Origin of the sequence: Agarivorans sp. 1_MG-2023 (assembly GCF_030548385.1) — a bacterium.
GTDB lineage: Bacteria > Pseudomonadota > Gammaproteobacteria > Enterobacterales > Celerinatantimonadaceae > Agarivorans.
The window spans coordinates 92,565-105,255 of the sequence record NZ_JAUOSJ010000003.1; the positions used below are offsets into that span (position 1 = coordinate 92,565).

Consider the following 12,691-nt stretch of genomic DNA (forward strand, 5'->3'; position numbering starts at 1 on the left):
TACGTAAGTACTCTCTCCACACTCAGCGCAAGCTGAAACCTTGGGTCTTATTTGACTGTAGCTGCACTAGTATTGGTGCAGCTTTTTTTATGCCTTTGAAACAAGAGTTTATCGATGAATTGCACTAATTAAGCAGACCGCTCACTCAGCTTTTGACTGGTGTGAGCTAAAAATCTCGCTTGGTAGAAGGTATGCTGAATGCGATCGAAAATGGCTATATTAGAGTTAACGCCCCAATTTGTGCGACGGAGTGGAATGGCGGCTTTTTTGCGTGTTTTTACAAACAAAGTGACAGCTCAAGGAGTTCCATAAAGTTACTTGGTTATACGCTCTCATTGAAGAACAACTCCGTTAACTCATTAAGCGCAACGCTCTGAAAGTCTTTTAGGTCTGAACGCTCAATGTTATCAAGAAAACTTTTAGATTCAGTAAAGTCCTCATCTGTCACAAAGAAATCTTTTTCATGTAATAAGTCTAGGGCAATCGCACTAGCTTCGAAGTTACCGCCAATAGCAATTCGTATCAGTGGTAGAAATAGCTCTCGACAATCCATTACCTCTAAGGCATATAGCATTGTACCGATAGATTTTGAGTTATCTGGATTAATAATTGCACTGATAAGCGGACCAACAGCGCGTTGGTCACCCAAATCTCTCAAGGCAAGAGCTGCTTTGTTTCTGATTTTTGGATCTTTAGACTTCAAATCATTAAGTGCGTTTTTAAATGTATTCATCGAACCCTTTTAGCGTATAACGCTTTGTTATGCCTGTTTAATACGCATATGCTTCATCGTCTTGGTTTCAAGGTGTTTGAACTGACCGTGTGCACCTTTTATCTCTCTAATAGAATTAGCCAAACTATTTTCAGTTAAATAGACATCTACATAAGGTAGAGCTGAACTAATTAGAATATCCGACAAGTCGGATGATTCTCCCTTGCGAGTTGGATGAGCGAATTTGTAGTGGTAGATGTAGCTCTTACTAACCTGTGAAGGGAATTTATTAACATTCAAAGCAGTGTTGCTAGTTTGGAGATCCTTACAGAATGTTGGTGCTGCTTTGGCAATGAACTCGAAGGCTGCAAGTTCAACACTGCTTCTGATTGCTTTTTTGTCCGATATTGTTTGACCGCAAAGATAACCAATTTTTTTGCTATTTTTGATTTCAGAGAAAGCGTATTTTTCATTAGCCTTATACCTCTTGCTCGATACCTTGCTAACATAGCTTTTAATTAAAGCTTTAAGACTGCGCGCAGAAAAACTCGATAGTGGAACCGACACGTCCTCTAGAGATGTGAGAGCATCAGAGTAATAGTTTTGAGCCTCTTTAGTTATGATTTCCTCCTCACTTGAAAGCAATAGTGAAGGCAAAGTAGAAAAAGTGGCAATAAAGTCGTCAAAGCAATCGTCTTGGGATATCTCCCATATACTCACAGGGGAGAAAACAAACAGGCCATCAGATAGCACCATATTAATTAGATTAGATCCAAATGACTCTCTTTCTTTAAACATCTGGATAATAAAGTTGGAATCTATTAAGTAGCACTTATAGTTTTGATTTTTTACTCTGATCACTAACGTATCTTATATCAGTCATAACAATTATATTTTGCGACCTTGCAAGTTAGCCTACCTGCCAAAGTAGGAGGTGGTCATGTATCGGCACACTAGCAAGTATCAAATAAGTGTTTAACAATCATACAGTAAGCAGACTCAAAATAAATCAGAGCTAGATCAAGCTCACTACTGGTATAAGTCACTCACTGAGATGCGTCGATTTATCGAGCTTCCTTGCCTTTGATAATTGCTCGTTATGCGAATGCCGCCTTCAGTATTTTCGCTTGTTGCTCAAATAACGCATAGTCAGATTTAGAGTAAGAACTGGCAACATTTATCCACTGAACTCCTGTTTCATCTATATGACGAAACTCAATTTGTAATGCATATTTTGAACAACGATACAGACCAAACACCAAACCTATAATTGTTAAGGAGATGACTAAAACTTTTAACCAAATTGGTGAACTCTCTAGGCTTGGAATGGCAAGCCAAACGGCTCCAGAGAAAATAAATAGCCAAAAGGTGATTTGCCCCAAATTATCGAGCAAGCCTAGTTTTTTAACTCTCACATTATTTATTTTTGATAAAGGATATGAGTCTATTTTAAAGCTAAACTCTTCTTGGCTCCGTTGAAAATCTGCTTCCTTGTACATAACTCCCTCTTTAGTTAACGCCTTACAAAAAATAGATTACCATTTTTACTTATTTAAATCAGTCGCCTAACGTTAAAAATAACCTAATAGTCAATAGTGATTGCGTCTGTCGAACACTGGCTGGAAGTAAGGCATTTTGTTTTTGGGTTATCATGCCAATGAGTAAACAACTAACTCCACTTAAGGTATCAAGATGATCTTTTCAACAACAGACAGCATAGCCGGTAAACCTACCCGTGAAGTATTGGGCGTAGTCACTGGCAGTGTGGTGCAGTCTAAACATATTGGTCGCGACATAATGGCGGGGTTTAAAAGCATTGTGGGCGGCGAAATTCGTGGCTATACCGAGATGCTGAGTGAAGCGAGAGACGTGGCGATTCAACGAATGGTTGAAAGCGCTAAAGAGAAAGGTGCTGATGCGGTGGTGGGTATTCGTTTTACCACCAGTGCGATTATGGATGGGTCTTCTGAAATTATGGTGTTTGGTACAGCGGTTAAGCTAGCAGTGTAAGCGCAGTTGGCCGAGCGTACTCGGCCAGACCGATTTTCTTACGAGTTAAACACCACGGTTTTAGGTGGCTGGGCTAACTGCTCTTTACGGGTGAATACCGCCAGCAATACTGGAATAATCACCAAGGTGACGCCAGTAGCAAACAGCTCGCCAAAGACTAAAGATACCGCAGCAGGCTTTAAGTATTGTGCCTGTTCTGAGCTTTCTAGTAGTAAAGGTAATAAGCCACATACAGTGGTGATAGTGGTAAGGAAAATAGCTCGTAAGCGGCTGGTGCCTGCTTCAATTAGCGCTTGTTTTAGTGGCATACCCCCTCGGTAAAACTGGTTGAAGCGTGTAATTAATACCAAGGAGTCGTTAACCACAATGCCGGTCATGGCCATCATGCCAAACATAGACAAAATGCTAAGTGGCAGGTTCATCATGCCGTGGCCAAATATAGCGCCTGCAAATCCAAAAGGGATGACCATCATTATTATTAATGGTTGCCAGTAGGATTTAAGTGGCACCGCTAGCAATATGTAGATGGCCAACAAGGTCATAATCATGGCAGATTTAAAGCCGGCTTGTACTTCCGCTAATGCTTCGAATTCTCCACTGGGCTTAATTTTTACACCGGGAAAACGCTGTTCTATTTCGCTAAAACTGGGCGCTATTTTAGCTAGCACTTCTTCGGGTGATTGCACACTGCGGTCTTGTCGCCAGCGTAAATTAACCACTTGTTCACGATTAAGTCGGTATAGGCTGTCGGGTTGTTGTTGATAATGAAAGCTAGCCACATCGGCCAGCATCACTGACTCGCCACTGTCTAAAAATATGTCGGTTTGCAGTAATTGTTGCGGGGTGGTTTTGTGTGCCTCGGCATAACGCACCACCACTTTGGTTTCTTGGCCGTGTTGCAGTAAACGATGAATTTCACGCTCGCCAAAAGCACCTCCGGCAAACAGGGCTAACTTGCGTTGGGTTAAACCAAGTTGCTGACCAAATTCGTTTAGCTGTAAACGAAGTTGTTGACTGCCACCTCGACCGTCGTCGGAGATGTCTTGTACTCCAGCAATCTTAATGAGTTCTTCACGCAAAGCCTTGCTGGCCATTATCGCCAATTCACGATCACTCGCGCTAATGGCTAGATAAACCCCGCCTTCGGGCTCTTCGTCAGCGACAAATTCGGTGGCGTAAGCGCCTTCAATCTCGCCGCTTAGTTCACGCCAAAGGTTAAGCAATTCGTTGTTGGGCAGTTGGGTAAGAGCTTGTTGGCTTAGCTGAATGGTCGCCTCAATGGTGCCATAGCCGTCAGACCAAATGAGCAAGTTTTGTATTGGCGCTTGGCTTAATTGATAGTCGTCTTGCAGCTCTTGATTAAGCTGTAAGCCGGTTTTTTCCAATTGGGACAGTGCCTTTTGCTGCAGCGGAAGGGGAGCTCCCTCTTCTAAACTAACCTTAGCACTAATATAGCGGCCTGGAATATCGGGAAACGCCGAGCTACGAATTACCCCAGTAGACCAAAAGCCATAGGCTAAAATCACTAACGACAAAAAGCCGATGAGGGTGGCGGTTTTATGGTTAATGGCACTACGCAGTGCGGGTGCATAAAGTTTAGCATTAAAGGTAGTTAAACTTGCCTGCGCGGCGTGTTGTAGCTTTGCAAACCAAGAGGTTTTAGCGTTTTTTCGGGTACTGCTTGGGTAGCGAATAGCCGCCAAATGAGCGGGCAAAATCAGCTTACTTTCGATAAGTGAAAACATTAGCGCAAAAATCACCACCGCAGAGAAGCTGGCGAGCAATTTAGCCAGTTCGTTATCTATCCATAACATTGGCGAAAATGCCGCCATGGTGGTGAGAGCGCCAAATACGGTGGCTACTGATACCGACTCTAATCCTCGCCACGCCGCTTTTAGTGGGTTGTTGAGCTTGTCTCGTTGCTGGTGAATGCTTTCGCCTACTACTACCGCGTCGTCCACTAAAATGCCTAAGACTAAAATAATGCCAAATAAGGTGATGTCGTTAATGCTGTAGTTCATCACTCCCATGGCGGCGAAGGTGCCGAGCAGCGCAACGGGTATGCCTACCGCTACCCAAAAGGCGACTTTTAGCTCTAAAAAAATGCCTAGCAATACCAGTACTATTAGCAAACCTTGCCAAGCATTGTGGCTTAGCCGACCTAGCTGGTCTTCAATATAGGGCGCCATATCGGCCATGGTAGATAGCGATATATCGCTGGGTAGTAAGGCTTGCTGCTCGGCCAATACCTCGCCAATTGCTTCACTAACCGCTAATAAATTATCTTGCTGGCTGGTGCTTACTAACAGCGCAATAGCCGTTTCTCCGTTGTTACGCACAATCGATCCGCTAGATTCATAGTCTCGATAAATGTTGGCTACGTCGGCTAAGTTTACGCTGCCCTGTGGCGTAGACAGTATTTCTAGCCGCTTGAGCTGACTGACGTTTTCGGCATACCCGTCACCACGTAAGGTAATGCGACCTGCTGCGCTTTTTAGCTCGCCGCTGCGGGTTTCAATAGACATTGCTTCAATGCGGTTCGACAGTGCTTCAATGCTTAAACCATAGTTTTTAAGTTGGCTTAATTTGGGCTCAATCACTAGCAAAGGTGTGCGGCTGCCCCAGTTGCTCACCTTGGCAATGTTAGGGTGTTTTTTTAGGGCTAATTCAACCTGGCGAGCAATAGGCTGTAATTGCTTATCTGGTCGGGGCCCGGAAATAATGATGAACGAGGCTAAGTTGGTAAATTCGTCACGAGTGATTTGCGGGCGTTCGGCTTGGACAGGAAAGTTAGCAATTGCGTTCACTCGATTACGTACATCTTCAACTAAGCGGTTTAGATCGGTTTCCGAGGTTTTACGAATACGTACTTGAGATACGCCCGCCGACGATTCGCTAACGATTTGTTTAATGCCGCTTAAATCGCTAACCGCTTGTTCTATTCGCTGGGTGACGCTTTGATCAATTTGCTGAGCGGTGCCGCCGGGGTAAACCACGGTAACCGCTAAACTCGAAGGGGCAATTTGCGGGAAGGATTCCACCCGTAAGTGTTTTAGTGATAACAGCCCACCCACCACAATTGCCAGCATCAACAAATTGGCGGCAACGGGGTTATGTAAAAACCAACGACTAAGCCATCTCATTGCGCTGTCTCCTGCTCAAATTGCGGGGTAACCCGTAAGCCTTGCAGCATGGATTGCAATGGAAATAATGCAATGTTCCGCGCTTGTTTGGGCTGCTGAGTAAACTGCAGCCAAACTTGGTTGCCGCTCTCATTCACAATGTTTACTTGCTCTAGCGCGAGTTCGTTATCGGCATTAATACTCCATACTTGGCCGTCTTTAGTAAGGGCGCTAATGGGCAGTTTCACTACGTTCTCTTGAGCCGATAAGGTGACTTCTATATTCACTTGTTGCTCGGGCAATAAACGTGGTGGGTGTTGATAGGGGTTCGCCACACTGAGTACCACTTGGCGTTGGCGAGTAACGGGATCTACCTGCGGTGCAATATAACGCACCGTGGCCGGCCAGCGCTGATTTTGCCGATCTACCACGGTTATTTGCGGCGCGCTTAAACTGGCTTGCAAGCGGCGCCAATGTAAATCTGACACCGGCAGCTTTATGTCTATGCTTTCGCTGGACGCGAGATCAAACAGTAACTCTCCTTGTTCAATATGCTGATTAGGGCTGACGTAAGAATGCATAATAATGGCGTTAAATGGCGCGTTTACTTGGCTATCACGTAAACGTTGTTGAGTACTTTTGTAGGCTAACTGGGCTCGCGCTAACTCGGCTTTCGCGGCGGCCAGTTGCGGCTCTTTGCGCGCAAAAGCTGAGCGGTTGCTTTTATTGAGCATATTTACGGCCACGGTTTGCTCGTGTTTTTGTTGCAGATAGTTAAGCTCGGCCTGCTTTATTTGGCTGTTAGCACTGCTTAACTCTGATTGTAAGTGAATCGGATCTAGCTTGAGCAGCTCTTGCTGGTTTGCCACTAAACTGCCAGGTTGAATACGCTTATCTAAACTCACTATTTGGCCGCTAGTTTGCGCTTTAAGTTGGCTAAACCAACGCGCTTGGCTAATCCCGGTAAACACCAAAGTGGGCGAATACTCCTCAGGCGTAACCTTAAGCGCACTTAGCTGCAAATATTGGGCGGGCTTTTCAACATCGGGCACCGCCGCTGGCTCCATCAATACAACGGTGGTTAACGACAGCAGCAATAAGGCTAGCGCTATTAAAATGGGTTTAGCAGCCGATGTTTTCATGAAGTGTCCTTGGCAATAACAGTAAATTTAAAAAGCGAGTGAGTTAACAGATGCTGTCATTATATTGCTGAGAGGCTGTTCAAAAATGTCGCAACTTAGCTGAGGTTTTGTCTTGGCTAAGCTGACAAGTACTGACATAAAGGAGTATGGTGCAGTACAAAGTGGTTTGAATGAGTTGATCAAGCTGCTTATCGCTTAAGACTATGTAAATACTATATAAAATTAAGGAATACACAGTGGATGTGACAAATGCGCTTGGTTGTGTGCTTACTTCAACACTGGGTGAGCTAGAAATAGTGAAGTTTCTTGGTAAGGGGAAGTCTGGCTATTCTTATCTTGCTCAAGGTGGTGAGCAGCAATACGTGGTAAAACTTATGCACAGTGAACCATGTGCCTATTACTCATTTGGTGATGCCAATAAGGTTGAGCTTGAAGTGGCCGCCTACCAAAAACTGGCGAGTGCGGGCATTGCCATTCCTAAGCTTCTTGATGTGAACCTTGAAGGCAATTACTTGGTTAAAGGCTACATTGATGGCGATCTTGTCACCGATTTAGTGATTAACGATGCTTTACCAACACGATGTGTAAAGCAGGTGTGCGATATGTTTAACGCCCTAAAGCCACAGGCATTAAACATCGACTATTTCCCCGATAACTTTGTAATGAGCGATGGCACGCTTTATTACGTAGATTACGAACACAACCCTTATGAAGAACAGTGGGATTTAGTTAACTGGGGTTTGTATTACTGGGCAAACCCAAAAGGGATGAAGGCATTTAAAGACACTAAAGATTCGAGCCATATTAATGTGAGTGCCGATTCAGGCCAGCCACTAAAAAAAGGGTTTACGACCAAGGTAACTACTTGGGTTGATGCTTATTGTTAGGGGCTTAAATAGAGTCTAAATGTTTAAAGAATAATGGCGATAGCGATAAGCCACTTAGGTTAAAAATGATGTTTGGGTTTAAGCTCTAACTCGCTATGCTTTGTTACACTTGAACCCTTAGCTTTACCAAGGAAAACTAATGTCGATCACTCACCAGCTTTCTTTATTTGTAGATGTGGTGCAGCAGGGCTCTTTTGCTAAGGCTGCTGCATTACATGATATGGATAACTCGTTGTTGTCGAAGCAGATTAAGCGGCTAGAAACTGAATTAGGGGTACAATTATTAAACCGTTCTACTCGCTCTTTTTCTCTTACTTCTGCGGGTGAAGAAATTCTTGAAAAAGCTCACTTGATGATAGACACCTTGAGCGATATTCAAAATATTGCGGATTCATACCAGTCCCAACCGAAAGGGATTTTGCGGATTGCTGGGCCAATATTTTTTGGTCAGCAGTACTTGCAGCCCGTAGTCTCGCGTTTTATGAAGCAGTATCCTGAGGTAAAAATAAGCCTATCTTTGGAAGACCGCCGTTCAGATATTATTGCCGATCACTTTGATGTGGCATTTCGAATCGGTAAGTTAAGTTCGTCTAACTTAATTGCCAAAAAAATCGCCAGCACTCATTTTGCTATTGTGGCTTCGCAAGGGTTTATTGAGCAATATGGTTGCCCAGAAACACCTGAGCAATTAGTGGAGTTACCCGCCGTAATTTATAGCAATGGCGAAAGAAGCTTAGATCAGTTTAGAGTGAGTGAAGTGCCTCATGGCGAGCAGTTTAAGTCTTACCGTATGCGCGGTAATTACAAAGTGAGTGATGTTCGAACCATGATCGATGCGGTGCGCGATGGTTTAGGTTATTCGGTGATAGATTTGTTTAATTTAGAAAGCCCCATTGCGCAGCTTAAGTTACAGCCTTTGCTCACGAACTATAAAATATCCACCATGGATACCGGTATTTATGTGGTCTATCCGCACCGTAAGCAAACCTTGCTGGTTCGCGAGTTTATTAGTGCGGTACAACAGTACATTGGTACGCCGCCATTTTGGGTAGACCACTTGCCAAATTACAAGTCACTTTACCAATAAAAGCTAAGTAACAAGCCGCTATTCCCAAGGGTATAGCGGCTTTGTTTTCAAGGCTAGCGCTACATAGGCCTTAAAAATCCTCTAGAACAATTTTTCCTTTGGCTTTTTGACTCTCTAATAGCTGATGGGCTCGGCGTAAATTCTCCGCGTTTATTTTGCCAAAATGCTCGCCCACTGTTGTTTTTATGCTGCCTTGGTCAATCATTGCCGATACCTGATTAAGCAAGTCGTGCTGGGCTTGCATATCGCTGGTGGAAAATAATGAACGGGTAAACATAAGCTCCCAGTGCACCGATATACTTTTGGTTTTAAATGGCACAATGTTGAGTGACTCTGGGTCGTCGATTAAACCAAATTGCCCTTGTGGTTTTAGCACTTTTTCAATTTCTAAGAGGTGCTGTTCGGTATTGTTTAGGCTAACAACGTAGTCCACTTCGTTTAAGTCGAACTGGCTAAACTCTTGGCTTAAAGGATTGCGATGGTTAATCACATGGTCGGCACCAAGATCTTCTAACCATGAAATGGTCTCGGGTCGCGAAGCGGTAGCGATGAGCTGCAATTGTGTAAGCTGTTTAATGAGTTGCACCATGATTGAGCCAACGCCACCGGCCGCACCAATCACTAGTATGCTTTTACTGCTGTCATCCTTCGCGACTTTTAAGCGATCAAATAACATCTCCCATGCGGTGATCGTGGTAAGTGGTAGGGCAGCTGCTTCTCCATAAGATAGCGAGTTTGGCATACGGCCAACAATGCGTTCGTCTACCAATTGTTGTTCGGCGTTACTGCCTTGGCGCATTAAATCGCCGGCGTACCATACTTTGTCGCCTGGCTTGAATAAGCTCACTTGCTCGCCCACCGCTTTAACAATTCCTGTAGCGTCCCAGCCCAATACTTTCCATTGGTTTGCTTCGGCAGGCATATTCAGGCGGATCTTGTAATCAGCAGGGTTTACTGAGATAGCTTTTACCTCAACCAGTAGGTCGTGACCTTGGGCAACTGGCACAGGTAATTCGATGTCTTGCAGAGAGTGAGTATCGTTGATGCTTAGGTTGTGTTGGTAGCCAATTGCTTTCATATTCAAGCCTCGTTGTGATTGGCGATGAGCAAGTGAGGCTATTATGCGCAGTAGCCTTAAGGGGAAAAAGAGCCAACAAGACCAATCATTATGGAGTGTAACGTCCACAATGGTTTTACACTGCAACGCTAGGTTTACCAATATTGAGATAAAGCGTGGTTTGCTACTTTAAAACACACACTCTGCGCCAGCTAAGTTCGTTCTAAAAAATGTGGGATCTTAGGGAATAAAAAAGGCCACCTAACGGCAGCCCTGATTAGTGAAGTAGCAATTAACTGGATATTTTGAAGCGATTAAGCTGCTGATTGAGTGACTCAGCTTGTTGCAGCGCTACTTTGGCATCGGCTAAAGATTCGGAGGAGTTCTCCAAGTTGATTTTAGTCTTGTCTGCGAGTTCATTCAGGTTGCGGTCTATGTCTTCGGTAACGTGAGTTTGTTGCTCTGTAGAGGTGGCAGTAGCAACTGATACATCGGCCACTTTAGAGGTTGATTCTAAGATCTGGTTTAGCGCCTCTAGCGTTTGATTGGCCAAATCTACAGTACCCTCGGCTACCGAGGTGCCTTTGTTAATCGCTTCTACTGCTTGCATTACGCCGTTTTGCAGGGCTTCAATCATCTTTTGAATATCTTCAGTAGATTGTTGGGTTTTACTGGCTAAGTTTCTCACTTCGTCAGCCACAACCGCAAAGCCGCGTCCTTGTTCGCCAGCACGAGCGGCTTCAATAGCGGCGTTAAGTGCTAACAAATTGGTTTGCTCGGCAATGCCTCTAATTACGTCTAATACTGACGCAATGCGGTCTGAATCTTGAGATAGGCTTTCCACGACATTGGAGGCTTCTTGTACGGTGTTTGAAAGTAGGGTGATGTGCTCAACCGATTGTTTAGTAATGGTTTGCCCTTGTTCGGTTTGGGCATTTACCGAGTTTACTTCTTCGGCAGCTTGGTTGGCATTGTTAGCTACTTCGCGAATGGCTGCGGCCATTTGTGTTACTGCTGCAGCAATCATCTCTACAGATTGGTTTTGCTCTTTACTTACTTCGGTGGTTTGCTCTGATTTTTGGCTAATGCCCTCTATTGATGAGCTTAGTTCTTTAGAGTATTGGTTTACGTTGCCAATCAGCCCTTCTAGCAGGTCTACAAATTGATTGAAGCTGCTGGCTAGTTCGCCAATTTCGTCTTTGCGTTGAATCTCTAAGCGCTGGCTTAAATCACCGTCGCCCTGCGAAATATCGTTTATTCGGTCGGTAATGCGAGTGATTGATTCGGTCAGAATTTTCGGTCCAAAGTAGGCCAGTAGGATGGATAAAACAACCGCAATAGAGGCCACAATGGTTAAGGCGCTGAGTTGTGAATCAACCGCCTCGTTTGATTCATCTTCAATTAACTCGGCTAAGGCTTCAGCCGCTTCGGTGGCGTGATCATATAGGCCTCGTAGGTCTTCAAAGCTATGCAGGCTTTGATCTTTACTCAGAGCAATAGCTTGTTTTTTATTATTGGCTTTGAGTAAGGTAAAGACTTGAGTGCTGTCTTTCATCCAACGGTTAAAGCGTTGTGTAAAGCTTTCTAAGCCTTGGGTAGAGTCGGGATAATCGCTTAATAGTTCGTTAAACTTTTGCATTCTATCTTTCGCTTGTTGGGCGTTTTCTTGGTAGTTTTCAAACAAGCTTTGGTAGTCTTTTTCATCGGCTTCTAACGCTTCTAGTTCAGCGACTCTTGCTTGGTAAAGATCTCGGTCAGCATTTAACACCGCCGCTAATGCCGGTAATATTTTCTCTTCAACTGTTAGCAAATTGTGTGAAGTGCTCTTACCTACGTTAAACCCGATCAGTGAAACGAGTATTAGCAGTAGGGCGTTAACGGCAAAAATTACCGAGTACCTAAACCTCAAGCTTGTAAAATTCATTTATACCTTCCGACAAAATAGACACTTAATAAAAACTGTTAAATCAAGGTTGTATCAACACAAGACGCTATAAAGTTTAGTTAAGATTTATTAAAATGAGATGTTAGGTAAGGTTTTTTCTAAAAAATAGTTTATTGTTCGATTTGTTATTAGTGGCTTTGAGGTGATTTGCAGCAGTTGGTGGCAAGTATACAAAGCTAAAAGCTGGTCTCGGGCTAACTGATGAATAGCTAGTCAGTTGCCCGAAATAAATGAAGGCTTACGAGGCGGTAGTTAATCGTAATACAGCTCATCGTCTAAGATGTCTTGCTCTACGATGTCTTCTTCAATCAACTGTTCTTCAATCAACTGTTCTTCAATGATGTCTTGTTCTATAACTTCTTCTTCAACAATGAGGTTTTCTGTTTCACAGGCATCATCCAAGTATTCGCCATCTATTGAGCCGCTAACGACACCGGCCCCTCCGCCAATAGCAGCACCAGTGGCGGCTCCCTCTTTTCCACCGACAATTCCGCCAATCACTGCTCCATCTATCGCGCCATCTACCCCTTGCACAATGGTTTGATCGGTTTCGTAGTCGCAGTAAGCAAAACTAACTGAAGAAAAAACGAAGCCGAAAAGCAAAATATACTTGTTCATAAGTGTTACCGCGTAGCTGAATGTGCCGCTAGATTAAACGCGGATAAGCCGCCAAAACAGTAACATACGGTATCTATGGAGTTGCTAAATTAAACGAATCGATGGCAAGGG

11 protein-coding genes are annotated in these 12,691 nt (G+C 44.0%); 3 read left to right on the forward strand and 8 right to left on the reverse strand.

Annotated features, from left to right (window positions below; translation table 11 throughout):
• Positions 1 to 322: 322 nt before the first annotated feature.
• The 3 genes from Q4592_RS04735 to Q4592_RS04745 form a co-directional block, all read right to left on the reverse strand.
• On the reverse strand, positions 323 to 733 hold the full coding sequence (locus Q4592_RS04735) for a hypothetical protein (protein ID WP_303510407.1): 411 nt from the start codon (positions 731 to 733) through the stop codon (positions 323 to 325).
• A gap of 27 nt (positions 734 to 760) precedes the next feature.
• The gene (locus Q4592_RS04740; protein ID WP_303510412.1) at positions 761 to 1,573 is read right to left on the reverse strand and encodes a hypothetical protein; all 813 of its coding nucleotides are present in this window, start codon (positions 1,571 to 1,573) and stop codon (positions 761 to 763) included.
• Between the two features lie 236 nt (positions 1,574 to 1,809).
• The gene (locus tag Q4592_RS04745) at positions 1,810 to 2,211 is read right to left on the reverse strand and encodes a hypothetical protein (protein ID WP_303510414.1); all 402 of its coding nucleotides are present in this window, start codon (positions 2,209 to 2,211) and stop codon (positions 1,810 to 1,812) included.
• A gap of 193 nt (positions 2,212 to 2,404) precedes the next feature.
• Here Q4592_RS04745 and Q4592_RS04750 point away from each other — a divergent pair, with 193 nt between their 5' ends.
• Positions 2,405 to 2,722: a heavy metal-binding domain-containing protein gene (locus tag Q4592_RS04750; protein ID WP_137671879.1), complete on the forward strand. Its 318-nt coding sequence runs from the start codon at positions 2,405 to 2,407 to the stop codon at positions 2,720 to 2,722.
• Between the two features lie 38 nt (positions 2,723 to 2,760).
• Here Q4592_RS04750 and Q4592_RS04755 read toward each other — a convergent pair whose 3' ends face one another.
• Together Q4592_RS04755 and Q4592_RS04760 are read right to left on the reverse strand one after the other, a co-directional pair.
• Positions 2,761 to 5,865, reverse strand: a complete 3,105-nt coding sequence (locus Q4592_RS04755; RefSeq protein ID WP_303510419.1) for an efflux RND transporter permease subunit — start codon at positions 5,863 to 5,865, stop codon at positions 2,761 to 2,763.
• Entirely contained in the window at positions 5,862 to 6,986 is a 1,125-nt protein-coding gene (locus tag Q4592_RS04760; protein ID WP_303510422.1) for an efflux RND transporter periplasmic adaptor subunit, read from the reverse strand. Before Q4592_RS04760 ends, Q4592_RS04755 begins: the two co-directional genes overlap by 4 nt.
• Before the next feature lie 236 nt (positions 6,987 to 7,222).
• Between Q4592_RS04760 and Q4592_RS04765 the strand changes: the two genes are divergently transcribed.
• Complete coding sequence (locus Q4592_RS04765) at positions 7,223 to 7,873, forward strand: hypothetical protein (RefSeq protein WP_303510425.1); 651 nt, start codon at positions 7,223 to 7,225, stop codon at positions 7,871 to 7,873.
• A 139-nt stretch (positions 7,874 to 8,012) separates the two neighbouring features.
• A complete protein-coding gene (locus tag Q4592_RS04770) occupies positions 8,013 to 8,960 on the forward strand; it encodes a LysR family transcriptional regulator (protein ID WP_303510427.1) in 948 nt (315 codons plus the stop codon).
• Positions 8,961 to 9,030: 70 nt separating this feature from the next.
• Here Q4592_RS04770 and Q4592_RS04775 read toward each other — a convergent pair whose 3' ends face one another.
• The 3 genes from Q4592_RS04775 to Q4592_RS04785 form a co-directional block, all read right to left on the reverse strand.
• Positions 9,031 to 10,038, reverse strand: a complete 1,008-nt coding sequence (locus Q4592_RS04775) for a zinc-binding alcohol dehydrogenase family protein (protein WP_303510429.1) — start codon at positions 10,036 to 10,038, stop codon at positions 9,031 to 9,033.
• Positions 10,039 to 10,309: 271 nt separating this feature from the next.
• The gene (locus Q4592_RS04780; RefSeq protein ID WP_303510432.1) at positions 10,310 to 11,941 is read right to left on the reverse strand and encodes a methyl-accepting chemotaxis protein; all 1,632 of its coding nucleotides are present in this window, start codon (positions 11,939 to 11,941) and stop codon (positions 10,310 to 10,312) included.
• A gap of 273 nt (positions 11,942 to 12,214) precedes the next feature.
• Positions 12,215 to 12,580 carry a hypothetical protein gene (locus Q4592_RS04785; protein WP_303510433.1) on the reverse strand — a complete coding sequence of 122 codons (366 nt, stop codon included), beginning with the start codon at positions 12,578 to 12,580 and terminating at the stop codon, positions 12,215 to 12,217.
• Between the last annotated feature and the right edge of the window lie 111 nt (positions 12,581 to 12,691).

Bases quoted from the DNA above. Each gene is read 5' to 3' on its own strand.
- Q4592_RS04755 (WP_303510419.1), bottom strand. From the start codon at position 5,865: ATGAGATGGCTTAGTCGTTGGTTTTTACATAACCCCGTTGCCGCCAAT.
- Q4592_RS04750 (WP_137671879.1), top strand. From the start codon at position 2,405: ATGATCTTTTCAACAACAGACAGCATAGCCGGTAAACCTACCCGTGAA.
- Q4592_RS04760 (WP_303510422.1), bottom strand. From the start codon at position 6,986: ATGAAAACATCGGCTGCTAAACCCATTTTAATAGCGCTAGCCTTATTG.
- Q4592_RS04775 (WP_303510429.1), bottom strand. From the start codon at position 10,038: ATGAAAGCAATTGGCTACCAACACAACCTAAGCATCAACGATACTCAC.
- Q4592_RS04735 (WP_303510407.1), bottom strand. From the start codon at position 733: ATGAATACATTTAAAAACGCACTTAATGATTTGAAGTCTAAAGATCCA.
- Q4592_RS04770 (WP_303510427.1), top strand. From the start codon at position 8,013: ATGTCGATCACTCACCAGCTTTCTTTATTTGTAGATGTGGTGCAGCAG.
- Q4592_RS04785 (WP_303510433.1), bottom strand. From the start codon at position 12,580: ATGAACAAGTATATTTTGCTTTTCGGCTTCGTTTTTTCTTCAGTTAGT.
- Q4592_RS04780 (WP_303510432.1), bottom strand. From the start codon at position 11,941: ATGAATTTTACAAGCTTGAGGTTTAGGTACTCGGTAATTTTTGCCGTT.
- Q4592_RS04745 (WP_303510414.1), bottom strand. From the start codon at position 2,211: ATGTACAAGGAAGCAGATTTTCAACGGAGCCAAGAAGAGTTTAGCTTT.